Genomic DNA, 21119 nt, shown 5'->3' with positions numbered 1-21119 from the left:
CTTGCTCTTGTTTATATTACCATCCGCTCCGCTTGATGAGCGAGGTGATCTGCGCAATGTGATGGCTGTTGTGCCAGATATATCTCTGTAATGCTGTATCCAGGCTCATCGTCCCAAGGCCTGCACTCACAAAAATCCGGTCAAAATCAGCATCACTCAGTGAACTCAGCAAGTTCATGAACCGCGGGTTCAGATACTCCAGCAGCCGGAGTGAAGACTCTACCGGCTCTTCCAGATAATCGCTCTGTTCCGCCCACAGGTCCTGCCGGTAGGTTGGAATCTGCGGTGCATCTTCCGTAAGCCCCCGCTTAAAGCGGAGATAGGCGAACATATTCGTGTCAGCAAGATGATGAACAACCTGTGCAACACTCCAGCCGCCAGGCCGGTAAGGGGTACTTAACTGCTCTAATGTGAGCGGGCCCACGGCCTCACTTAAGCCAGCCGGGAGTCGGCCAATCTTTAGAATATCCTGATTCCGTTCGTCCGCCTTCCGGTTTTCCTTGGCCGCAAACCTTCCAATGGGGTAACATAGGTGCTCCATGTCATCCTCAGTATAACTGCTCATCTACTTTGCCCTCCTTTTAATGGAGCCATCAGCTTAGCCGCCTTATAGAAGCTCAAATAACTCATCCAGGGTTGTTACTGTAAAATCCGGCTTCACCGCTTGCTGCCAATCGGCTTTGTCCCGGTTGATCCAGCAGGCGGTAATCCCCGCTCTTGCCGCACCTAACACATCCGATGCTGTGTCTCCTACATGGATAATCTGCACAGGTTCTACGCCGTAATGGGCAATGACCTCTTGGAACATTACGTTGCGGCTGTCATTTTTGTAGGACCTGTGCATTTCCGAGGTGAACAGGGTTACCCTATAATTCTGATAAAAGTCCGGAAGCATCAGCTCATCAGTATCGCTGACGATGCAGACCTGATATTTAGCACATATCTGTTGCAGGAAACGCTCCGTATCCTCATATAACGTGGACAGCCGGTGCTGTGCAAATAGAATATCAATTGCCTGAAGAGGATCAAATTCCACCCCATGCTGCTGAAAAACCTGTTGGAAGCTGCGGGTATAAATATCTTTACTGGTCCAAAAATCTCCGTTATCCCGTATCTCAGAAGCTAACCTATGATAGCTGCTCAGCAGCATGCTTCCAAGCGCCAAAGCCCGTTCCTCGCTATAGTCCTGCTGCAAAATCGGCTTCCACACATATGCCCTGCGGTCCTGAATATTTGCCAATGTCTGAAACATATCCAGGCTGATGACTTTATAACGTCCCATGGTTCACCTGTGTATTAAACCTCGCCGCCACCAGGACAGCAGGTGAATTCCAGTAGATCGTAACCTCATTCGTGGAGTAGCTGAGTTCATGGTCGGCAAAACACTGCGCCGCAGGCTTACCCTGCAAATGCTGCAGGACATATTCATCATGCAATCCGCGATCAGGCCCGCCGGACACAAGTCCGGGAACCGGTGCCTCCACATGATCGCCTACAGACGGGCGGTGATGCGGATGCAATACCGGACGGTCGCCAAAACCGGTCACATAGCTGATATCCAGCACATTTCGGCCCAGCAGATAGTGAAGATGGTCCAGTGCACAATCGGCATAACGGGCATCTCCGCTGAAAAGCTCCGCAGCCAGCAGCAGCATCGCGTTATTCATCACCAGCATATTACTGCCCCAGATATAATCCTCTTCCCGCAGAGAAATGAGGTATCCGTCCGTCTGGCTGACCTGGACAAGCTGCTCCGCTTCCGTAAGTAGCCCTTCCTTAAGGGAACTGTATAGTGCTTGATCCCCCTGTGCCTCACCGTTCAGCAGATAGGCCAATGTACCATAACCGCCCATGTCCGCCCAGCCAAGGCTGAATTTGGGGAATGGCAGCCTGGATAACTCTTGGACAGCCTTATGGTAGACTTCTTCGCCTGTCGTCCGGTACAGTTCCGCTGCTGCCCAGAAACGTTCGTCATGATCTTCGGCATCCCCATATTCACCCGTCGTGATTTGCGGCGGATTCTTAAAGCCAGGCTCCTGCGGATGCTGCTCCAGCCACTGCCAGGCGGCAGACGCTGCTTCAAGACAACGGTCTGCATAGGACTCATCAAATGGCTTATAGATCCTTGCTGCCATCGCCATTACCCCGGCAAAGTCTCCTGTAGCAGTAGCGGATACTGGTGAGAAAAACAGATCTGACGTGTCATCCTCCGGCATAACATCAAGGCCGGGAAAGTTCAGCGTGGTCAGCTTATGATAGACCCCGCCGCTGCCGGCCTCCTGCATTTTGAACAGAAAATCCAGCTCTACCTTACACTCCAGCAGTACATCCGGCATCGTCCCATCGTTTTCCGGGAGTGTAAAGTCACCCGCAAATGCAGCAGGATATAACTCATAGGCCAGCAGCAGATCTGCGACAGCCTTGGCGCCCGGACCGGAGTATTTCCCGTAATCCCCCGCATCATGCCAGCCTCCGCTGCTGTCGAGCTTCAGCTCAGGCTGGCCGATTACGGTTCCCTCTGCCAGATGGCAGGCAGCATGTCCCCAAGGTCCGGCATAATCCCCGCTTAGTTCGGCCCCGCAGCGGTAATAATAAAAGGCTTTCAACAATCCCTTCTGCAGCTCCTGATAGGGCTTATCTGCAATGACAAAAGTTGCGGATATCGCCCCATCCCCAGCTTCAATGAAATACTGTCCTGTAGCGGTGACCGCTGAGAAGTCAGCGGCATGAACTCTGGCACCACTGGCCTTATCGTCTGCTGCGGCAGCAGATTCTCCCTTGAAAACTACCGCTCCCGTCTCTGCATTCACAACCCGGAATGAATGCTCCGTCCCGGTTAACAGGGCGATTTTCTTCCCGTATGTGGAATATCCGATCTGATCTACTGTAATTGCGCGAACCTGTTGCTCACTCACCTGGTATCCGCTCCTTTTTGTACATCAAAGTTTTCTCCAAGAATCTGGCTACACCATCTTCGTTATTCGAAGCGATGACCTGATGTGCCAATGCTTTTATCTCCTGCTGGGCGTTCTGTACGGCAATCCTTGTTCCAGCGGCTGCGAACAGTCCCAGATCATTCAAGTGGTCACCGAATACAGTAATATCCTGCGGTTCAAGACCGATATGCTGCGCCCATAACTTGAGTCCTTCGCTTTTGTTGCCTTGGGGGTGGCTGAATTCCAGGAAATAATGATCCTTTATGTATAAGTCCTTTATGAAGTGGATTTGCAGCTTATTCCCGAATCTGTGCTTCACCGCTTGATGAACAGGCTGAAGCTCTTCTAGCAGGCCGATAAAAGTGATAATCAAAGTCCGGTGTCCTGCCGGGCATTCCAGCTTGTCCACCTCCCGAAACCGCTTATCCCCCGGACGGCTGTTAAAGAACACAACATCGCCCTCGCGTTTGAGCGGTTCATGCAGCACTCTCTCACGGTCATTATCATCCAGCGAGAAATAAAATGGAGTAATCCCGCCAAGCTGCCGCCCGATGCTTATAATTTCCTTAGAAATAAAGCAATCCAGCCAGTATCCGTCGATCACCGTCCCGGACATTCCGTCATAAATAAGGGCTCCATTATAAAGAATAAGCGGATACTTCCAGGCAATTTCCGAAACTACACTGGCTGCACTAATGAAGCCCCTGGCCGTTGAGAAGCTGATGATCGCCCCCTGCTCCATTGCTGCTGTAATCACCTGAATTGTGTAGTCTGTAAGCTTCTGTTCTGAGGTGAGCAGCGTTCCGTCGAGATCCGTAATATAGGCCTGCCTTGCCATGAATCATCCCCCTTACAGTGATAATTACATGCTATACGCTGATCGAAGGTTTCGACTATGATTATTCACCCAGCAGCTTCATAAAGTTAGCCGGCAAATTAAACTGCTGATTGTTAATCATGATCCGCTGGAACTCCAGCACTTCCTCGTCGGCCTGGGCATCTTTAATTTCTTTAATCTCACGGTGCAGACGCTCCATCTGCAGATCCAGCTCGTTGGCTTTGAGCGCTGCATTCTTCAGCTCACGGGTCAGATGCTCAGGAACCGACTGGCTGTATTTATAGAAAATTTTATGTTCAAGACTGGCCCAGAAATCCATAGCAATGGTGCGAATCTGTACTTCAACACACACCATCTCTGTGCAGTCCGACAGGAACACCGGCACTTCGACCAGCAGATGCAGGCTCTGATATCCGTTAGGCTTCGGATTTTTGATGTAATCCTTAATCTGAAGCACTTTCAGGTCATCCTGCTTCTGCAGCATTTCGCTGACATGATAAATGTCAGATATAAACGAGCAGGTGATGCGGAGGCCGGCGATATCCTTAATACTGGAACGGACGGCAGGCAGTGAGAGCTCGCTGTTCTTGCGAAGCATTTTGTTCATAATACTCTCAGGAGATTTAATGCGGGACTTCGTGTGTTCAATTGGGCTATAGTCATGGAGCATCTGAAACTCCTGTTTCAGAATTTCAATCTTCGTCTCTATTTCTTCCAGGGCGAATTTATAGATCATCATAAAGCGGGTAAGTTCGTATTTAAGCTGCTTGAAATTCTCTATCTGGTTGCTTGTATTCATATTCATTTCTCCTCTTTCCGCGCCGTTTAATAGGCCGGCTCTGATGTAATCATAGCCCATTTAACAGAGGGAATTCAAATTCAGTAGAATGTAAAAAGGCCATCCCCACGGGTCACTCCGGATCCGTTAAGATAGCCTGTATACTATAGCTGCTTATATGACAACCTGATTATCTAGATAAAAACTTCATCAACCGTAAGACTGCGTTCCCGTGATAAATCCCTATAATCCTCATCCACCTTAATCAGCGGCTTGAAGATATCAAGAGCATTGTTCATTACAATGGTGCCTGTTTCCCCGTTGCTGAGCTGCACCGTCTTACCAACGAACCCAGGCAGCAAATGCCCTGTAAGAGCCTGCACTACATTTCCGTTCAGCTTGCCAAAGCCCATTTCATGCACCTGGCGCAGCACGGACACAAGCCCCTGCTTCGGCCGGCTCAGCCTGGACGTAGTAAGCTTCATATAGATATCTGCGACAGTAACTATTTCAGTATAGGGGTGAATATCATTTTTGCGGAGATTGGCCGGATACCCCGAACCATCCTCATATTCATGATGCTGCAGCGCAACCAGTGCCGTAGCTTCATCCTTCATGGATCTCCGGATAATATCGTAACCGTAGGCGGTGTGGCGCTTCAATTCCTCTTCCTCTGCAGCATTTAGCCATCCCGAATTATTTAAGATGGACAATGACACCTGGCTTTTGCCGATATCGTGCAGGTAGCCGGCACGGCTGATCTTATAGCGCTCCTCTTTGGAGTAACCAAGCCATGTCGCAATATAGTAAGACAGCAGCCCCACCTGCAGCGAATGCTGGTAGGTGTCAACATCCTCACGGTCCAGCAGAAGCAGCAGGGATACAACATCCTTTTGCTTATCTAATGTTTCCAGCAGCGGTTGTAATGTAGCATCTACAAGGTCTGGTGTAAAGCTGCCCTGCGAAAGGGCCTCGAGGAAAGTCGATTCATAATTCATGATTACTTGATCAAAATCATCGTGCAGACCATGGCTCTGCTCCTCAATGGTTTGCGGCAGCTCGCGGGCTACTATCGATACATACTCTATTCTTTGCCGGATCAGCAGGGAGATTTCTTCACGCTGGACAATGGTCCCGCTGGGCAATATATGCAAGCCCACACTATTGAAAGTGTCAGTCATAAGACAATCGCCGGGTTTTAGATCTGTGACATGAACTTTCAAGTTGCAGCACTCCTTCTTGAGAAAATAATATTCCTTGTGTAAATTGATCATAGCCAAATGACCTTTTAGTGACAATATGGTTAAAGTCGCATTCACTGCCCAGAGTAGTTCAAATGAATCCCTACTTTAGCCGCCTTTTTCAAATATTATTACATCCATTTCACAAATCTGCCGTATTTCAGCCTGACTCCATTTATTTCGGCCCAGGCATGAAGACTCTGTATCGCCTGTGTCCGGTCATCCGTGAACCTGAAACATAGTCTGAGCGGGACAATTTTAGTATTCACCGGCAAAATCCCCACTAAAGGACCATCGATATGGATAGATTTGATTTCAGCATCGTTCTAAGGGCTAACAGAGATTTGATTCTCGTTACATAGACAGGATCTGTCATGGCTTATCCTTTCATGTTTCAGTTATGTAGTATAATGAACGCTAAGCTGTAACTTTGAGGAGGTATTATTATGTACGAGCATCTAGTTGTCTTTAAATTCAACAGTAATTACGAACCGCAAACAGAAGAGCTGCTGGTGCAGAAACTTTTGAGGCTGAAGGAACAGATACCAGGAATTGTCGGATTAACGGCAGGGGTTAATGTGACAGAGGAAACGGGGAATATCCATGGATATACGCTGGGGCTTCGCGTGACCTTTACAGATCAGGAAGCCCTGCGTCAATATGGGCCGCATCCGGCTCACCAGGAGTTTGTGGCTATGCTAGAGGGAATAATCGAAAATGTCATTGTTGTAGATTACCCAGTTACAGGCTAATACAGTTCTAAAAAAGATCGTTTACATCGGCAACTACTTTACCAATTAACTTATCCTTGGCTACAAAGGGAGTCTCCCACAAATGAGCATCATAGCTGATATTCCGGTTGTCGCCAAGGAAAAAATAGTGTTCCTCTGGAACAGTAACCGGCCCGAAGGTATAGTTCATGGTTTCTTTTAGATATGGCTCATCGATCTTTTCACCATTTCTGAACAAGGCGCCGTCTTTAATTTCGATCGTGTCACCTGGAAGGCCCATCAAACGTTTGACATATTTCTTCTGTTCATCACCGGCGACCGGCGGATTAAACACAACGATATCACCATGCTTCAGCGTGGTCAGCCAGAGCATCTTCTCTACCAGCAGCCGGTCGTCCACTTTTATCGTGGGAACCATGGAGTCGGTTGGAACTCTCATTGCTTCAGCAACATAAGACCGGATAAATAATGACAGGATGATACCAATTGCTATACTCGGAACCCACTGCTTCAGAAATTTTTTCATTTGCCACCTCGGTTATGTATATCTAGAGTTCGAACTTTGCAAGTATCCGCGACATTTCCGCGTCCGTGTCGATCACGGTATTTTTGGGCATGTGGATGACGAGCAAACCGCCGAAGATCTGCTCCCATTTCCCGCCGTTATCCTTCACCCGCTGCCTCATATCCCTAATCTCCGGGGAACCTGCCGCCTCTTTGCTGAGCAGCCAGGCATATCTCCGGTAAGCGGACTTCTGAACCGTCTCCACGTAATACGAAATGCCCTGTTTCTCTGTTACCCGGATAATATCTCCCAGCGTAATGCACGGGTTGAAAATCGGTGTCTCCTCGATCCTGTATTTATCCTCCGCCACGGGAGTCACATCGAGTACCTCAATCTCACGCCCCTGTTCATCAAAACAGATATGTAGTCCTACTGTATCCGGCATAACACACCCCAATTCTTCATATACAAAATCTATCAACCTTCATTTTAGGCAAACTCATGAAATTTGGCAATGAATCTGCGTATGGAGTAAAAGAGCTTATGCTTTGGTGAGTGGTCATTTCATTCCCGACAGGGATTTGGCGATGAACCGTTCCAGCGTTTTCCAGGGCAGCAGCGCTTTGCCAATACTCAGGACCTTAGAGCCTTTGCCGATGGGATAACGCAGCTTAGGCGCACCCAAGAAGACCAGCTTGCCGATCAGGTCAGCCACCTGGCGGGGATCGGGTGCTGTTTCTGCGGTCCGACGGGAGTAGCGGAGCACCTCAGTAAGCTGCTTGTAATACGGTGAATCTTCACTTGTCCGGATTCCGTAAATGCCCTTTCCCCAGATCGAGGTGCGGAAGGAGCCGGGCTCGACCAGAACGACCCGGATACCGAAGGGCAGCAATTCTTGGCGCAGACTTTCGCTGAAGCCCTCCACTGCATACTTGGATGCGGCATAGGGTGCGTAACCGGGAAAGCCGATTAATCCGCTGACACTGCTGACATTGATAATGCTCCCTTCGCGCTGCTGCCGCATCACAGGAAGTACAGCCTTCGTTACCTCCACCAGCCCGAAAAAGTTCGTATCCATCTGGTGACGCCATTGTTCCATACTTACTTCCTCAACGAACCCGCCAACGGCAAAGCCTGCATTATTAACTAGCACGTCGATTCTTCCAAAACGGTCTATAATTGCTGAAACAACCGATTCTATGGACTCCGAATCGGTGACATCCAGCGTCATTAGATGAATTCGATTGAGCACATCAGCTTCTTCAGCCTGACGGATAAGCTCGTCTTTGCGGCCCAGATCACGCATCGTGGCAATCACGTGATATCCTTTTGCCGCCAAGGTAAGCGCAGTCAGCAGTCCAAAACCGCTGGAGGTCCCAGTAATAAGAGCTATTTGATCATAGGGTAGGTCTTGAATCTGATTCATGTCTGCCTCCTTTGGTTCATTGATGATCCCATTTCAATATTCGCGAGTTACTCCTTATGTAGTTGTATCCGCAATGTATTTCACAGTTATTCTAGTATTGTAACATATATTGGTAATCATTGGTAAACGAACTAATGTTCCTTTATTCCTTGACTTTCCAATAATCTCAAGCTATAGTAAATAACAATTACACATGTGGAGCGGGCGAAGCACCTCGCAGGACAGGCATTGTTGCCTTTCTTGGGGGTGCTTTTTTTTGCGCTCTATAACAATATTAAGACTGGAGTTGACTGAAATGGCTAAACATGTGATTACGAATGGTATCAGAAGATTTACCGGTTTATTGGTACTGCTGGCGTTCCTCACCGGGAACAGCATCCAGGCCTCAGCAGCCTCCGGCTGGGATGAGGCGCTGAACCAGATTAATGAATTGTACAGCAGTTACATCAGCCTGCAGGAAACAGTCAAGGCGGAGAGCAAGCGTAATCAGACCCTCCGCAAGCAGAACATCAGTGATCTTGCTGTCATCAAAGCCCGGCTTGAATTAACAGATCAGGCATTGCTGAGCCGTCTTAAGTCAGAAGCAGCAGTGGTGCAGAAGAAGTATGCGGTGCTGCTTGAGCAATATTCGGCGCTGGGCAAACAGGCAACCGCCGCGCGCAAAGCGGGGAATCTCAAGTCAGTCACAGCCCTGGATTTGCAGCGCAATAAATTGAAACCGGCAGTAACGGCAGCCCGGGCGGAGATTAAGAGCAAGAATACCGCGCTTACCGTTGCCAAGGCAGCCGCCGCTGCACGAAATAAGCCGGCCAAAGATGCACTCTCACCCATCGCTGGCCTAAGAAAGCAGGTAACGGCCGGTAATAAACAGGTCAGTGCTATCCAGAGTGTACGTTCGGAGGCTGACAAACGCTATAAAGCCGCAGTGAAGGCGGGCGACGCGGTCACTGCGGCGGCAGCAATGAAGCTTTCTTGTACCAAAATGGGGGAAATCCATACCTGGCTTACGCAAATTAATAGCTTGGAACAAAAGATTTCCGCTGCCCTCCGATTAGCCGAAACCAAATTCCCGAATTGAATCCCTTCTGCGATCATCGATCTGCTGAAGCTTCGCTTCAATAATGGCCTTATCAGATCAGCTGCACCATCCAGCTGATGAAATGGGCTGCTGGTATGAATACAAGCTGGCCTAGCAATGTTCCAAGGAATCGGGAGAACATCAGCAGCACATAGATTTTTCCCAGCTGATCGCGGTATTCTGCTTGTTCCGTGGCTTTGTGTGTAATAATTCCCAGCTGCGGATCAATAAAGATGGTCAGCAAGATCGTAGCCAGTCCGTTGATCAGACCGGAGGCATTCGAAGCGGTTGCCAGGAGGTGAGGGGATAAATGCCCTGCATACAGCGAAGAGATTACCCCTACGGTATAGAACCCGGTAACAAAAATATTCATGATGATAAACCGCTTAGGAATTCCAAGATATCTGAAGCTGGGCAGCTTTATTCCGGGTCTTTTGATATATTTGCGCGTGTTCTTAAGCTGTTCTACCGTCACGCTGCTCAGGAGCTTAGGAAGGGAGCCCTCCACCTCCAGCTTGGAGATTACCCTGCTAAAAAGGCCGACAAAGGTCGGGAAGAGTGCAATGGCGATTAATGTGCCTAGTGAAGATGCCAGCATAATTATTCGTAAATAATTACCAAGCGGAAAACTTGTGTCTGCATTATTGGAATAGTCAACAAATTTTGCTGTCAGTGGAGCCTGGATCATATTTGCCGTTCTCGATACAAGTACAATAATTCCGGTCAGCGACAAAGCTATGGCGATCTTGTTCAGCTTAACCCCGGCATAGCGGACCGAATATGATAATGTTTCAGCCGTATTAATAATCATTGTTAGCAGGCATACCACAATTAAGCTATTCACCATGGTCATTACAGGAATCTCATCTCCAAATCTGGCAACATGGAATTAAAATAAATCCGGCTTTCCGGTTGAATTTGCTAATTATCCGCCCACAGCGCATCACCCGGGTGGCTTGCCAACAACCGCGGCAGATCTTCTGAGTAGGCTCTGGAGCCCAGACCCAAAACCAATGTTACAAGTGCTGTAGTATGTAATGAGATTAATATCACTCTGTATTCGTCGGATACCTCTGCCCCCTTCATGCAAAATCTTAGACAACCTGTGTATATTCAGAGGTCATTCAGCAGATTTTATTCAAAAATCGTTTTTACCGTACCGGATCCCCGGCGGAATACCTCCGGCGGATAGGGAATAGCAATCTTCGGCAGCTCTTCTTCACTGAAGAATCTGAGCTCCTCACATTCCCCATCCATGCTTCTTGGCGTCCCCTTAACGATTGAGCACTCAAAGACAGTGATTGAATACTCCACACGGTCTCCATTACTGTACTCGTATGCATATTTTGCACCGCCGAATACGCCAATGATCCGCTCGGGTGTTATCATGAGTCCCGTTTCCTCAAAAACCTCGCGCCGCACCGCTCTGGACGGCGTTTCTCCAGGCTCCACTGCACCTGCCGGCATTCCCCAGAGTGATTCTCCGCCTTTACGGATAAAGAGGATCTTTCCTGCCTCATTGCGTATGACTGCCGCAACAGACGGCACTAATAGCAGTTCTGTACCTACTTTGCTGCGCAGCCCGCGGTAGTATTCAGATATCGGCATGCTTGTATCCCCTCTCTTTTCCATACATTATATGATTATATCAATGGACAGATTACAGGTTCTCCTTAGGGAAGGAAACCATCGGGATCCGCTGGTCTGTGGGATAGTTCCGGCAATCAGACAGTTCGACCTTATATAAGTCATCGCTCTCTGCGAGCTCAATGGCTCTGCAGACATACTCTGTCTTTGTTGGGTTCGTACTCATGTAATCCCGTGTTTGATCTACCCTCAAGTACAGCACCCGTCCGTCATTATAGAAATCATATATAAACGGCCCGCTGTCTATTCCCCATTGCAGGAAAGTCAGATTATCTCCTTGGCCTTCTTCAAAACGGTGAATCATTTCTTTGACTCTCTCCAGGTCAGTCTGGTCAAAATGCGTAATTAAATTTGGCTGATCTCTTGTAACAGGTTGGCTCACAGCCAGCAGCAACCCCAGCAAAACGCCGATAATCAGCGTCCCGACAACAATAATAACCTTAACGGACTTCAGCTTACCACCCCCTCACATCTCTTCCGGCTGATGTTCCGTTAGTTCTCTCACTATATTTGACATAGATGGGTGTTTTTCCTTGTGGACATGCGAAATAGGGACATCCTTTGCCATAACGGCTAAGAAATGTCCCATATTGTTGTGTCTTATATAATCATGCCTTGTGATCAGCCTTCTCCCAGCTCCAGCCTTCTCAAGGTACGCCGCCGGGACCAGCAGGTCCATAGCAAATCGGCACTGAACAGTATTATAATCAGCGGCATTCCCAGTAGCCAAACAGGCTCCACAAGATGATAGAGCAGCTCCATTAATGGCTGAAGAAGATAGATACAAGCAGTGGCCAGCCCCCACCAGTATAAAGAAAATTTCAGACAGATATGTCCATGCAGCTGATGGGGCATTGCTGAATAGTCCCACCACTGCTTATGGAAGGCCGACTTCAGCAGCCAGCCGCTAGCATATTCAACTGCCGAAGGTATGATCAGGGCTAGCCCCAGAAACAGCGGAAGTGGTAGCTTCAGCATCTGGGCTGCCAGCAGCAATAAGGGAGCAAAGCCGTACATCGGCTTAAACGGCCCTTTGAGAAACCCCTCTTTGCGGAAGCTTCCCTGACTATAGAGATTATATGCTCCTTCGAGCACCCAGCCAAAGAAAGAGTAGATCATAAAATAAAAAAAATATTGACCCGACACAACAACTACACTATGGCTATCCAGCGACAGCACCGGAAATATGTTAATTCCATTCTCCCCCTATTTGCCTGTATTGTTATCAGGTACATCCGGGAGGTAGTATGCCATCCTGCAGCCCATTTTATGTAATTCAGGTAATCAAAAAAAATGTCCCTGTAGCCAATATCTTGGCTTCATGGACATTTTCTTGTGCTAAAAGACTGGGTACGGTACACCTGAGGGTTCACTCCTTATGTTGCTGTTCCTTGAGCAGCGGCGTTATTGATGAGCTGTCGTTTTTCCTTTTCAGCGTCTCCAGCTTCACCTCGCTGCGCACACCAACATCCGATCCGTACTTCTTTTCGAAATTGCCGGCCAGCGCCTCGCCGCGCTTATGCCTATACCGGCCGTTCTCGTTCCGACTACGCATTTTCATTACCTCCCCGCAAGTTCAATAGCTTAATAACCTGGGAAATCTGTGATGATCCTGGAGAATGAAGACAGATGGTTGTACGCAGGTAGATTATACAATATTAACTAAACTCTGCTCAATACTTAACTGTCCGCACAATAAAAAACAGACCGTCCCACAGGACAGTCTGTTTGACTTAACCCTATTTAGTTCTTCGGCAGCGGGTCCGGATGAGCGGATTCCGCTGGTTTGGCTACCCAGTCATCAGCTTCCGGCTCAATATCTACGCCATTCTCCATTTTTTTGCGTTCCGCAAGTGAGTCGCCGTCTTTGTTCTCTTTATTGCGGAGATCCGCTTCGTTCTGAATGTGATCTGTCATGTGAAATCCTCCTCATGCTTAACAATTTTTTGGTCACTTAGTTATAGTTACCCGTTGAACTGTTTCGCAAACATTTTTTCTGCCGGAGGATGTTCAGTCTTATAGACACTACTCATAATACACCCGAAAAACAATATCCTGCTCGTAATTTCCGAAGCCGCGGCCGAATAGCGTCAGTCCGCCCCGCCTTCGGGTCGAGTCTTCCGCTGTAAGCCTGAAGGTCCACTGATCCTGCTGCCAGCATAAATCATCCAGCGTAACCGCCGAAATCTTTTGCCCGTCAATTTAGGTTCCCCCCCGGTTTATCCGCAGCACCTTCAGCAGCCCGTATTGGTTCACATCGGAATTCCACCAGGCCGGGGTCAAGCGTCCGCGCATTACGCCAAAATCGCCGGGACTGGTCCATTTCCCCAGATCATGTCCATTCAATGAAAACAGGATATCGGACGGCCATTTCTCATTGATATGTGGAGCTTCCGAGCCTATCTCCAGCGAAATTTCAATCTCTTGAACCTTCTGATCCATAAACAGATAATTAGGTACTTTATATTCGGCATACCCTTTGGCAAACCATAGAATGCCCGCATCCACCCGCTCCGGATCAAGAAAATAACGCGGATCATCATAATATCCGATTAATTTCTCCGTCGTGGCAATGCCGCAGGTAGGCGAAGCCTGCAAATCTGTATAATGGCCTACGGGGACGGATACTTCCACTACTTTTCTGGCAATCCCCTTCGTTCCGGACAATTTGATCTGCAGGAAATTGGCGGACAGGGAGCAGTATTTATAGGTGCCGCCGTCGATTCTTTTCATTTGTGAGCTGACAATGCCGGCTTTCTGCAGTTTAGCGACATGGGAGCTTACAATGGCACTGCTGAGGTAAAGCTTCGACGCCAGTTCTTTAATATGCATTTCCTCCGTGCCGAGCAGGTCGATAATCCTCAGACGGACCTCGCTGGCCAGTGCTTCATACACTTTAAGCGATTCAGAATCAGTTGTTAAGTACACCCTAAACCCTCCGCCTCACCAGAATTAGCAATTTAATTAATCCTCGATATTTATATTGCCTATAATATCTTTAAATACGTATTATGTAATCATAAAAAAGAATTACGAATTAATCAAATCATTAATTCTAAACCAAGGAGCGATATGAAGATGACCATTCGATCGACAATGATTGTTGATAAGGATTTCAAGCTGGCTGAGGTAGACCCCAGGGTATATGGTTCCTTTATCGAGCACTTAGGGCGGGCTGTTTACGGCGGGATTTATGAACCTGGACATCCTACGGCTGATGAGCAAGGTTTTCGTGGAGATGCTCTACAGGCTATACGTGCACTGAACGTTCCGATCATCCGTTACCCGGGGGGCAACTTTGTCTCCGGCTACAATTGGGAAGACGGCGTTGGTCCCAAGGCAGAACGAAAGCGTTCTCTTGAATTAGCCTGGTGGACGACAGAAACCAATCAAGTGGGCACCAATGAATTTGCTGATTGGGCCAGACTGGTCGGTTCCGAAGTTATGATGGCGGTAAATCTCGGAACCCGGGGAATAGATGCGGCCAGAAACCTGGTCGAATATTGCAATCATCCTTCCGGATCTTACTACAGCGACATGCGGATTGCTCACGGATATAAGACGCCTCATGGCTTCAAGACCTGGTGTCTCGGCAATGAAATGGATGGTCCGTGGCAGATTGGCGCCAAAACAGCGGCTGAATACGGCAGACTTGCGAACGAAACAGCCAAAGCCATGCGCTGGGTTGATCCTACAATTGAGCTTGTCGCCTGCGGCAGCTCAGGCAGCGGAATGAGCACTTTCGCGGAATGGGAAGCCACCGTACTGGATCTCAGCTATGACAATGTGGACTTCCTGTCCTTGCATACCTATTACAACAATAACGAAGGGGACACGCCAAACTTCCTGGCCCAGTCACTGGATTTGGACCAGTTTATCGACAGTGTAGCTGCTACATGTGACTATATCAAAGCTAAAAAGAAAAGCAAGAAAAAAATCTACCTCTCGCTTGATGAGTGGAACGTATGGAAATCCCAGGGGACGAGCCGCGCTGAACAGCTGTGGCAGATCGCACCGCCGGAATTTGAGGATGTATATACATTGGAAGACGCGCTGGTCGTTGGCTGCTGTCTGATCAGTCTGCTGAAGCATGCCGACCGGGTAAAAATGGCTTGTATCGCCCAGCTTATTAATGTTATCGCGCCGATTATGACCGAAAACGGCGGTCCGCTCTGGCTTCAGACAACCTACTACCCTTATATGCATGCTTCAATGTATGGCCGGGGGACAGTACTACACCCTCTAATCTCCAGTCCGAAATATGATTCTAAGGATTTCTCTGACGTTCCTTATCTGGAAGCGGTCAGCGTCTACAATGAAGAACTGGGTGAAGTTACGGTATTTGCCGTGAACCGCCATCTGTCCGAAGGCCTGGAGCTGGCTGTGGATCTGCGCAGCTTCGGTGCTGCAACTGTGCTTCAGCATACCGTACTGGAACATGAGGATATTTACGCAGCCAACACCCGTCATAACCCGGGAACAGTACTTCCTCATGATCGCGGAAATGCCTCAGCGGAGGGGGGGCGGGTCAGCGCGTTGCTGCCTAAAGCTTCCTGGAATGTTATCCGTCTGCGGGTCAACCCTTAGCAGATAACCTCTAACAATTCAGTTAATGGTAAATGATCCAGGCGACAAGCGGACCGACTATTGAGCCTACAATAGCACATACTGTCATTGCGACTGAGCTCATGGAGACGGACTGCTCACCGTATTCCAGCGCTTTGGCAGTACCCAGTGCATGTGATGCCGTTCCGAGCCCAATACCGATTCCGGATTCGCTGCGGATTCTGAACAATTTAATGATGTAAGGACCGCCAATAGCACCGGTGAACCCGGCAATCATTACAAAAACTGAGGTTAGAGAGGAGTCTCCACCCAGGTTGCCTGAAATTTGAATCGCTACAGCAGTCGTAATCGATTTGGGCAGGATCGAGAGCACATAGATTTTGGAGAAGCCGAGACTGGCCGCCATCAGCAGCCCGCTCAGCATGCCTACCAGCAGACCTGTTAGTGTTCCGCCTAGTATCGCCGGCAGATTCTCCCAGAGTACATTCCGCTGTTTGTACAGCGGATAAGCTAGAGACACTACAGCGGGTCCCAGCAGACGGTTAATCCACTGTCCGCCAACCATATAAGTGTCATAGGAAATATGAAATCCTAGCAGCAGCACAACTACAGTAAAAGTCGCAGTCAACGCCGGTAAAAGGACAGGAAGACGGTATCGTTTGTATAGCAGGGCCATCACCAGATATATCACAACATTGAACAGAACGAACCCGGCAGCTAGCAGAATTCTCATGCTTCCTTCCCCTTCTCTCTAATCCCTCTGGCGCGGAGGGGCCGTCTGCTGCTGCGGTTTGCGCTCAAGCCGGCGATCCATTCACTGGAATGGGCAGTCACTACCATGGTAAGCACGCTGCTTACCACCAGAATGGCAATCAGCAGCAGCCCTCTGCCACTGAAGATGTCCAGATGATTCATAATTCCCGCGGTTGCGGGTATGAAAAACATAGGAAGATAGGCAAGAATAAAGGAAGAGCCGTTCTCAATCAGCTTTACGGGTACAATTCGGAGCAGCAGCAGTACAAAAAGCAGCAGAAGCCCGACGATACTGCCGGGAACCGGGAGATGAAGCAGCTTTTGCAGATAGTCCCCTATCAAATAAAACACGTACAATAGTCCGACCTCGGCAATGACACGAATGATTTTCATGTTGCAGGAATCCCTTCGATCTTGAAATGAAAAACGTCATCAAAAATGATCACCTTCTTAGCCTAGCGACCTTTCAGTAAATTTTCAATCGTTTTTCGCACCTTCTCAATATTTTCACAAAAAAGAAACCTTTCTATAAACGGCGGTTAATCTGTACCCGCTTCAATAGAGAGGTTTCTTCTAATATATCCCGGTAATTTGCAGCTGCCGCCTACATTACACCCACTGAATTACCTGATCGGCGGTTTGTCTTGTTTTGCCGCGCGGCTCATGAATCCGGTATCCGAATGCAACCATGCAGGCAATTCCGAAATGCTCACGATCCAAAATCCCTTCCGCCTCCAGCGTCTGCTCAATCTTCTCTTTGTCGAATCCTTCAATCGGGCAAGAATCGATACCGATCAGTGCCGCACTGGTCATCATATTGCCAAGGGCAAGATAGGTCTGGCGCGCTCCCCACTCGAACTGGGCCCGCTCATTGTCCCTCAACCCGAAATCATCGTTAAGGAACGTATCGTAGACCTTTTGTTTGCCTTCCGCGACGGCAGGCGGCAGCTGCTGCACATCCCGCATCATTCCTCCGATGAAGGAAGAGTCGGCGGCCAAATCCTTAGGCTGTCTGGACAGGATCAGCACAAAATGGCTGGCTGTAGGCAGCTGCTTTTGCGCACCCCAGGCATGTAGACGCAGCTTCTCGCGGAGTTCCGGATTCTGCACCACGACAAATCTCCATGGCTCAAAGCCGAAGGAGCTCGGTGACAAACGCCCGGTTTCCAGTATGAATTGAAAATCCTCATCGCTGATCTTCCTGCTGCTGTCAAATTCCTTAGTGGCATGCCTGAATTCAAAGGCGGACAGTATTTCTTTTTTAACCTCTGCATTGGTTTCTTTAGTTTTCAATGTTTCCATATCCCAGTCACCCTTTCCATTCCTGTTAAAGTTTAATTTGACTCAGTCTTGCTCACATGCATAATAATAAAGTATATATATCAAAGTTTGAAGTACGCACATTTTTGTTATGTAGTATACAAATTGATACTATGAGGTGAAGCGCCATGCGTGACAGAAAAGGCGGATTTGGCGAGTGTCCGGAAGGCGCAATTGCCTGTCCTGTAGAATTTACGCTCGACGTTATCGGAGGGAAATGGAAGGGTGTGCTGTTATACCACCTGATGGATGAGAAGAAACGGTTTAATGAATTCCGGCGGATCTGCCCCGGGATTACCCAGCGCATGCTGACGCTCCAGCTTCGGGAACTGGAAGAAGACGGTGTGGTGCACCGGGAAGTCTATCATCAGGTTCCGCCAAAGGTAGAATATTCATTGACCGAATTCGGCAAAACCCTGATTCCGATCATCAAGCTTATGCGGGACTGGGGCGAGGTTTACAAAACAAAACAGCTTTCCTCGGAAAGCTGCGAACAGATAGAAGCAGATGTTGGGGTGTAGGCACTAGGCCACACCCTCTTTTTGTATCAGTTGCCATCGTCAAAAAATTCCTCGGACTTCTGCCGGTGCTCATCGGTAACCTGTCCGGCAATGGCCCGCACAGCTGCGGCAATGATTGCGGCATCATCCGTAAAGCCAAGCCCGAGCAAGGCATCCGGAATGGTGTCGAGCGGTGAGATGAAATACGCCAGTGCCCCGAAGGCAATGCCCTTGGCCCAGAGCGGGGTTTTGGCATCCAGAGCACAGTAATACATCGCTACAGCATCCTTGGTAAACGGAATTTTGCCGGCGAATTTTTTGGTTTTGCGCCAGAAGTTGTTTTTCACCAGCTGCTCATTCGCTTGGCTGTATTTAAATTCCCCGGCCGAAAGGTCTGCCGGAATTTTAGCTTTGTCCAGTTCCATTATTCATCCCTCCTACTAGCATTTACCCCATTCTGCTATTCTTGTCTCTGAACTTTACGTTGCAAGTAGTTGAAAGCGTTATTATTATTAATGGTAATACGAAATTATCGCATTTAAAAGGAGATGTTTCTCATTCGCTTCGGAACTTTGGCCCATACTGCCGGTTGTCTGCCGCTGCATACTCTGACTTCAACCCTCCAGGCCCATGATATTGATTTCGTACAGCTTGCCTTGACCAAGGCTATCCAGGATATTGATACTTCCCCGGGCAAGCTGAGTCCAGGACTGGCTAACTATATCGGAGAGCAGTTCGACAAAGCCGGCATCCGCATTGGTGTGCTCGGCTGCTACATTGATCCCATTCACCCCGATCCGGCTGTACGCAGGGCGGAGATTAACCGGTTCAAGGAGCAGCTGCGTTATGCGAAGCAGTTCGGGGCCCCTATGGTAGCCACCGAAAGCGGCGGCTTGAATACTTATCAGGCGTCTGCACCAGAACACTATGAAGAAATCGGCTGGCAGACCTTCAAGGCTACACTGGAGGAATTGGCCGAGGAAGCGGAAAAATGGGGTGTGTTTGTAGGAATTGAAGGTGTCAGCACTCATACTTTAGCCACCCCGGCTCATATGCGGCGCATTCTGGACGAAGTGCCGTCCAGCTCCATCGGAGTCGTGTTCGACCCCTGCAATCTGATCGGTGAAGATCTGCACAGGCAGGATGAAATTGTGGACAGCGCCTTCAATCTGTTCGGAGACCGGATTATTCTGGCCCATTTGAAGGATATTTACGACGACGGTGATATAATCCGTCACGGCGTACCGGGCCGTGGGCTGTTCCACACTGCTGATTTTTTGAACAAGCTTCAGGCTTATAAGCCGATGATTGATGTCTCGCTCGAGGAAATCACACTGCCGGTGTTCAATGAGACTGCCGCCCTATTACACAGCCTGCGCAGCAGCTAAATAGGCCGTGACCTACTTGTTATAATACTCCTCTTCAACAGACTGGCTGGTGTGGTAAGCAAAATCTACTGCCGCACCGGCCAGTAACTCCCGGATGCCTCGAAATAGACGCATGACCTTCCCCCGGTACTTTTCCCTATCCGCTGAATAAAATGGTATACAAAAGCATTAATGCCAATCCAGCGCTAATTTAGAAGGGAAGCGATCAGCGATGAGGTTCACATTCCCCATTCTCACCTTATGCCATGGCGGGGCGCAACGGATGCTGGTGGAGCTTACCAATGGTCTTACCGCTCTGGGTCACCAGGTAGTCATTGTCATGCCGTCGGGGGGAGACATTTCTTATGAGGTTCACTCCACCGTTCACCGTACCGACCACACGGTGCTTCGCGAATCCGATTTTCCGGCTAGTGATATCATCGTTTCCAATTTCTACACTACTGTGCCTGTGTCAGAAGCGGCAAGCCTTAATGGCAAAGGCATGCATGTCCGCCTCTCTTTATGTTATGAACCGCTATTTCTACCGGAAAATAGTGTATCTTTCCCATCCTACAATACTACTCCCAGACTGATTGTGTTATCCGAATGGCAGCGGGAGATCATTGCCCTCAACCATGGAATTACGGGCAGCATTGTACCTGTAGGCATCAGCTCGAGTTTCAGCAACAGGCATATCCGCCACAGGCTGCAGGAACCGATGAACATAACCGCCATCCTCCGAAAAGTGGAGAACGGTTTCTCCTGGCACCGCGAACAGGATTATCTGGTCCGGCAGCTAGACATTGTTAAACAGAATCTTCCGCATGTGAATATCAACTTTATCAGTCCGCCTGACGAGTTCTACAGCTCGGATTCTTTGCAAAACATGAAAGCAAGCGGCAAATACCGCTTCTTCACCCCACAGAATGACGAAGAGCTCTGCTATCATTATAACGGAGCCGATATCTTTGTCAGCTCCAGTATTTTTGATAGCGGCTCTTTGCCCGGACTGGAAGCTATGCGCTGCGGCGCCGCACTTGTCACCGTCTACTCCGGAGGCAATATGGAGTATGCCAGACATGAAGAAAACTGCCTGCTCTCCTACCGGTATGAGAACCGGCTGGCTGAAGATATCATCCGGCTGGTACAGGACCATGTGCTCCGTATCAGGCTGGCTTCACAGGGAGAGGCTGATTCAAACAGCTGGACCTGGGAGAACAGTGTCCGGATTATGGAACGGACAGTTATCCATTATTTGCAGGGCATCCCCTTAATTGATCCGCCCAGATCTGCCCAGGCCATGCTCCGCCGGACTGACAGCTTGCGGGCAACCCGCAAGTAATCGTCACTATAATTACGAAGCAGCAGCAAATCCCTGGTTAACCGGAGACTTGCTGCTGCTTCGTGTTGGCGGATGTATTCCGCCCTCCTTC

25 protein-coding genes and 1 pseudogene are annotated in these 21119 nt (G+C 49.0%); 6 read left to right on the top strand and 20 right to left on the bottom strand.

The features are described 5' to 3' along the window. Nucleotides 1–16 precede the first annotated feature (16 nt). The 6 genes from JRJ22_RS10300 to JRJ22_RS10275 all read right to left on the bottom strand — a co-directional run bounded on the left by JRJ22_RS10300 (nucleotide 17) and on the right by JRJ22_RS10275 (nucleotide 5775). Entirely contained in the window at nucleotides 17–565 is a 549-nt protein-coding gene (locus tag JRJ22_RS10300) for a YfiT family bacillithiol transferase (RefSeq protein ID WP_232381097.1), read from the bottom strand. A gap of 42 nt (nucleotides 566–607) precedes the next feature. Then, the gene (locus JRJ22_RS10295) at nucleotides 608–1282 is read right to left on the bottom strand and encodes an HAD family hydrolase (protein WP_206104362.1); all 675 of its coding nucleotides are present in this window, start codon (nucleotides 1280–1282) and stop codon (nucleotides 608–610) included. Next, the gene (locus tag JRJ22_RS10290; RefSeq protein WP_206104361.1) at nucleotides 1269–2915 is read right to left on the bottom strand and encodes a glycoside hydrolase family 9 protein; all 1647 of its coding nucleotides are present in this window, start codon (nucleotides 2913–2915) and stop codon (nucleotides 1269–1271) included. The genes JRJ22_RS10295 and JRJ22_RS10290 overlap by 14 nt, the downstream gene beginning before the upstream one ends. Further along, entirely contained in the window at nucleotides 2908–3774 is an 867-nt protein-coding gene (locus tag JRJ22_RS10285) for an HAD-IIB family hydrolase (RefSeq protein WP_206104360.1), read from the bottom strand. The genes JRJ22_RS10290 and JRJ22_RS10285 overlap by 8 nt, the downstream gene beginning before the upstream one ends. Nucleotides 3775–3835: 61 nt before the next feature. Further along, the gene (locus JRJ22_RS10280; protein WP_206104359.1) at nucleotides 3836–4573 is read right to left on the bottom strand and encodes a GTP pyrophosphokinase; all 738 of its coding nucleotides are present in this window, start codon (nucleotides 4571–4573) and stop codon (nucleotides 3836–3838) included. Nucleotides 4574–4746: 173 nt separating this feature from the next. After that, nucleotides 4747–5775: an HD-GYP domain-containing protein gene (locus JRJ22_RS10275; protein WP_206104358.1), complete on the bottom strand. Its 1029-nt coding sequence runs from the start codon at nucleotides 5773–5775 to the stop codon at nucleotides 4747–4749. 464 nt (nucleotides 5776–6239) lie between these two features. Between JRJ22_RS10275 and JRJ22_RS10270 the strand changes: the two genes are divergently transcribed. Further along, the gene (locus tag JRJ22_RS10270) at nucleotides 6240–6545 is read left to right on the top strand and encodes a Dabb family protein (protein ID WP_206104357.1); all 306 of its coding nucleotides are present in this window, start codon (nucleotides 6240–6242) and stop codon (nucleotides 6543–6545) included. Between the two features lie 7 nt (nucleotides 6546–6552). On the opposite strand, the gene lepB is transcribed toward JRJ22_RS10270, so the two are convergent. The 3 genes from lepB to JRJ22_RS10255 form a co-directional block, all read right to left on the bottom strand. After that, nucleotides 6553–7050, bottom strand: coding sequence for a signal peptidase I (gene lepB, locus JRJ22_RS10265; protein ID WP_206104356.1), 498 nt, complete (start codon nucleotides 7048–7050; stop codon nucleotides 6553–6555). Between the two features lie 22 nt (nucleotides 7051–7072). Then, on the bottom strand, nucleotides 7073–7474 hold the full coding sequence (locus JRJ22_RS10260) for a DUF4265 domain-containing protein (RefSeq protein ID WP_206104355.1): 402 nt from the start codon (nucleotides 7472–7474) through the stop codon (nucleotides 7073–7075). A 114-nt stretch (nucleotides 7475–7588) separates the two neighbouring features. Further along, complete coding sequence (locus tag JRJ22_RS10255) at nucleotides 7589–8455, bottom strand: SDR family oxidoreductase (RefSeq protein ID WP_206104354.1); 867 nt, start codon at nucleotides 8453–8455, stop codon at nucleotides 7589–7591. A 295-nt stretch (nucleotides 8456–8750) separates the two neighbouring features. On the opposite strand from JRJ22_RS10255, the gene JRJ22_RS10250 reads away from it, so the two are divergent. Further along, entirely contained in the window at nucleotides 8751–9533 is a 783-nt protein-coding gene (locus tag JRJ22_RS10250) for a hypothetical protein (RefSeq protein ID WP_206104353.1), read from the top strand. Between the two features lie 52 nt (nucleotides 9534–9585). Here JRJ22_RS10250 and JRJ22_RS10245 read toward each other — a convergent pair whose 3' ends face one another. The 7 genes and pseudogenes from JRJ22_RS10245 to JRJ22_RS10215 form a co-directional block, all read right to left on the bottom strand. After that, nucleotides 9586–10380 carry a lipid II flippase Amj family protein gene (locus tag JRJ22_RS10245; protein ID WP_206105078.1) on the bottom strand — a complete coding sequence of 265 codons (795 nt, stop codon included), beginning with the start codon at nucleotides 10378–10380 and terminating at the stop codon, nucleotides 9586–9588. A 287-nt stretch (nucleotides 10381–10667) separates the two neighbouring features. Continuing rightward, entirely contained in the window at nucleotides 10668–11141 is a 474-nt protein-coding gene (locus JRJ22_RS10240; protein ID WP_206104352.1) for an NUDIX domain-containing protein, read from the bottom strand. A 52-nt stretch (nucleotides 11142–11193) separates the two neighbouring features. Beyond that, a complete protein-coding gene (locus JRJ22_RS10235; RefSeq protein WP_206104351.1) occupies nucleotides 11194–11562 on the bottom strand; it encodes a DUF4362 domain-containing protein in 369 nt (122 codons plus the stop codon). A gap of 239 nt (nucleotides 11563–11801) precedes the next feature. Further along, a complete protein-coding gene (locus tag JRJ22_RS10230) occupies nucleotides 11802–12359 on the bottom strand; it encodes a putative ABC transporter permease (protein ID WP_206104350.1) in 558 nt (185 codons plus the stop codon). A gap of 190 nt (nucleotides 12360–12549) precedes the next feature. Further along, nucleotides 12550–12735, bottom strand: a complete 186-nt coding sequence (locus tag JRJ22_RS10225; RefSeq protein ID WP_206104349.1) for a hypothetical protein — start codon at nucleotides 12733–12735, stop codon at nucleotides 12550–12552. Between the two features lie 188 nt (nucleotides 12736–12923). After that, the gene (locus JRJ22_RS10220; protein WP_167347609.1) at nucleotides 12924–13097 is read right to left on the bottom strand and encodes a hypothetical protein; all 174 of its coding nucleotides are present in this window, start codon (nucleotides 13095–13097) and stop codon (nucleotides 12924–12926) included. Between the two features lie 108 nt (nucleotides 13098–13205). After that, nucleotides 13206–14108, bottom strand: a pseudogene (locus JRJ22_RS10215) (ArsR/SmtB family transcription factor). Between the two features lie 150 nt (nucleotides 14109–14258). On the opposite strand from JRJ22_RS10215, the gene arfA reads away from it, so the two are divergent. After that, nucleotides 14259–15767: an arabinosylfuranosidase ArfA gene (arfA, locus tag JRJ22_RS10210; RefSeq protein WP_269751879.1), complete on the top strand. Its 1509-nt coding sequence runs from the start codon at nucleotides 14259–14261 to the stop codon at nucleotides 15765–15767. A 22-nt stretch (nucleotides 15768–15789) separates the two neighbouring features. On the opposite strand, the gene JRJ22_RS10205 is transcribed toward arfA, so the two are convergent. The 3 genes from JRJ22_RS10205 to JRJ22_RS10195 all read right to left on the bottom strand — a co-directional run bounded on the left by JRJ22_RS10205 (nucleotide 15790) and on the right by JRJ22_RS10195 (nucleotide 17801). Next, nucleotides 15790–16479, bottom strand: coding sequence for an LrgB family protein (locus tag JRJ22_RS10205; protein ID WP_206104347.1), 690 nt, complete (start codon nucleotides 16477–16479; stop codon nucleotides 15790–15792). Further along, entirely contained in the window at nucleotides 16476–16892 is a 417-nt protein-coding gene (locus tag JRJ22_RS10200; RefSeq protein WP_206104346.1) for a CidA/LrgA family protein, read from the bottom strand. Before JRJ22_RS10200 ends, JRJ22_RS10205 begins: the two co-directional genes overlap by 4 nt. 216 nt (nucleotides 16893–17108) lie before the next feature. Beyond that, a complete protein-coding gene (locus JRJ22_RS10195; RefSeq protein WP_206104345.1) occupies nucleotides 17109–17801 on the bottom strand; it encodes an NAD(P)H-dependent oxidoreductase in 693 nt (230 codons plus the stop codon). 146 nt (nucleotides 17802–17947) lie between these two features. On the opposite strand from JRJ22_RS10195, the gene JRJ22_RS10190 reads away from it, so the two are divergent. Further along, nucleotides 17948–18340, top strand: a complete 393-nt coding sequence (locus tag JRJ22_RS10190) for a winged helix-turn-helix transcriptional regulator (RefSeq protein ID WP_206104344.1) — start codon at nucleotides 17948–17950, stop codon at nucleotides 18338–18340. Nucleotides 18341–18366: 26 nt separating this feature from the next. Here JRJ22_RS10190 and JRJ22_RS10185 read toward each other — a convergent pair whose 3' ends face one another. Further along, a complete protein-coding gene (locus JRJ22_RS10185; protein WP_206104343.1) occupies nucleotides 18367–18744 on the bottom strand; it encodes a YkvA family protein in 378 nt (125 codons plus the stop codon). A 123-nt stretch (nucleotides 18745–18867) separates the two neighbouring features. Between JRJ22_RS10185 and JRJ22_RS10180 the strand changes: the two genes are divergently transcribed. Together JRJ22_RS10180 and JRJ22_RS10175 are read left to right on the top strand one after the other, a co-directional pair. Continuing rightward, the gene (locus JRJ22_RS10180) at nucleotides 18868–19707 is read left to right on the top strand and encodes a sugar phosphate isomerase/epimerase family protein (RefSeq protein ID WP_206104342.1); all 840 of its coding nucleotides are present in this window, start codon (nucleotides 18868–18870) and stop codon (nucleotides 19705–19707) included. Between the two features lie 211 nt (nucleotides 19708–19918). Continuing rightward, complete coding sequence (locus JRJ22_RS10175) at nucleotides 19919–21028, top strand: glycosyltransferase family 4 protein (RefSeq protein ID WP_206104341.1); 1110 nt, start codon at nucleotides 19919–19921, stop codon at nucleotides 21026–21028. The last annotated feature ends 91 nt before the right edge of the window (nucleotides 21029–21119 follow it).

Origin of the sequence: Paenibacillus tianjinensis (assembly GCF_017086365.1) — a bacterium.
GTDB lineage: Bacteria > Bacillota > Bacilli > Paenibacillales > Paenibacillaceae > Paenibacillus_AQ > Paenibacillus_AQ tianjinensis.
The sequence above is the reverse complement of the archived record's forward strand: the minus strand, read 5'-3'. Positions and strand labels throughout refer to the sequence as shown.

What these genes read in the sequence shown, in the direction of transcription:
- JRJ22_RS10185 (WP_206104343.1), bottom strand. Translation starts at nt 18,744, where the DNA reads ATGGAACTGGACAAAGCTAAAATTCCGGCAGACCTTTCGGCCGGGGAA.
- JRJ22_RS10250 (WP_206104353.1), top strand. Translation starts at nt 8,751, where the DNA reads ATGGCTAAACATGTGATTACGAATGGTATCAGAAGATTTACCGGTTTA.
- JRJ22_RS10260 (WP_206104355.1), bottom strand. Translation starts at nt 7,474, where the DNA reads ATGCCGGATACAGTAGGACTACATATCTGTTTTGATGAACAGGGGCGT.
- JRJ22_RS10300 (WP_232381097.1), bottom strand. Translation starts at nt 565, where the DNA reads ATGAGCAGTTATACTGAGGATGACATGGAGCACCTATGTTACCCCATT.
- JRJ22_RS10220 (WP_167347609.1), bottom strand. Translation starts at nt 13,097, where the DNA reads ATGACAGATCACATTCAGAACGAAGCGGATCTCCGCAATAAAGAGAAC.
- JRJ22_RS10225 (WP_206104349.1), bottom strand. Translation starts at nt 12,735, where the DNA reads ATGCGTAGTCGGAACGAGAACGGCCGGTATAGGCATAAGCGCGGCGAG.
- JRJ22_RS10285 (WP_206104360.1), bottom strand. Translation starts at nt 3,774, where the DNA reads ATGGCAAGGCAGGCCTATATTACGGATCTCGACGGAACGCTGCTCACC.
- lepB (WP_206104356.1), bottom strand. Translation starts at nt 7,050, where the DNA reads ATGAAAAAATTTCTGAAGCAGTGGGTTCCGAGTATAGCAATTGGTATC.
- JRJ22_RS10240 (WP_206104352.1), bottom strand. Translation starts at nt 11,141, where the DNA reads ATGCCGATATCTGAATACTACCGCGGGCTGCGCAGCAAAGTAGGTACA.
- JRJ22_RS10205 (WP_206104347.1), bottom strand. Translation starts at nt 16,479, where the DNA reads ATGAGAATTCTGCTAGCTGCCGGGTTCGTTCTGTTCAATGTTGTGATA.
- JRJ22_RS10175 (WP_206104341.1), top strand. Translation starts at nt 19,919, where the DNA reads ATGAGGTTCACATTCCCCATTCTCACCTTATGCCATGGCGGGGCGCAA.
- JRJ22_RS10200 (WP_206104346.1), bottom strand. Translation starts at nt 16,892, where the DNA reads ATGAAAATCATTCGTGTCATTGCCGAGGTCGGACTATTGTACGTGTTT.
- JRJ22_RS10280 (WP_206104359.1), bottom strand. Translation starts at nt 4,573, where the DNA reads ATGAATACAAGCAACCAGATAGAGAATTTCAAGCAGCTTAAATACGAA.
- JRJ22_RS10270 (WP_206104357.1), top strand. Translation starts at nt 6,240, where the DNA reads ATGTACGAGCATCTAGTTGTCTTTAAATTCAACAGTAATTACGAACCG.
- JRJ22_RS10180 (WP_206104342.1), top strand. Translation starts at nt 18,868, where the DNA reads ATGTTTCTCATTCGCTTCGGAACTTTGGCCCATACTGCCGGTTGTCTG.
- JRJ22_RS10195 (WP_206104345.1), bottom strand. Translation starts at nt 17,801, where the DNA reads ATGGAAACATTGAAAACTAAAGAAACCAATGCAGAGGTTAAAAAAGAA.
- JRJ22_RS10255 (WP_206104354.1), bottom strand. Translation starts at nt 8,455, where the DNA reads ATGAATCAGATTCAAGACCTACCCTATGATCAAATAGCTCTTATTACT.
- arfA (WP_269751879.1), top strand. Translation starts at nt 14,259, where the DNA reads ATGACCATTCGATCGACAATGATTGTTGATAAGGATTTCAAGCTGGCT.
- JRJ22_RS10245 (WP_206105078.1), bottom strand. Translation starts at nt 10,380, where the DNA reads ATGGTGAATAGCTTAATTGTGGTATGCCTGCTAACAATGATTATTAAT.
- JRJ22_RS10295 (WP_206104362.1), bottom strand. Translation starts at nt 1,282, where the DNA reads ATGGGACGTTATAAAGTCATCAGCCTGGATATGTTTCAGACATTGGCA.
- JRJ22_RS10190 (WP_206104344.1), top strand. Translation starts at nt 17,948, where the DNA reads ATGCGTGACAGAAAAGGCGGATTTGGCGAGTGTCCGGAAGGCGCAATT.